Below are 222 nucleotides of genomic sequence, written 5' to 3'. Positions count from 1 at the left end.
TAGAGCGCAACCTTGCCAAGGTTGAGGTCGCCAGTTCGAACCTGGTCGTCCGCTCGCAGGAAGAGGGGGATCTTCCCGAACCCCCGCACTCCTGGTGGAGTGGCCGAGAGGCGAGGCAACGGCCTGCAAAGCCGTCTACACGGGTTCAAATCCCGTCTCCACCTCCAAGGACGATTAGCTCAGCGGGAGAGCGCTTCCCTGACACGGAAGAGGTCACTGGTT

General features: G+C 61.7%; 1 tRNA gene. It reads left to right on the top strand.

What is annotated here, in order from left to right:
* Positions 1–93 precede the first annotated feature (93 nt).
* A tRNA-Cys gene (locus RB628_RS42405) sits at positions 94–167 on the top strand.
* The last annotated feature ends 55 nt before the right edge of the window (positions 168–222 follow it).

This window comes from Streptomyces sp. ADMS, assembly GCF_033441795.1.
Classification (GTDB): domain Bacteria; phylum Actinomycetota; class Actinomycetes; order Streptomycetales; family Streptomycetaceae; genus Streptomyces.
The sequence above is the reverse complement of the archived record's forward strand: the minus strand, read 5'-3'. Positions and strand labels throughout refer to the sequence as shown.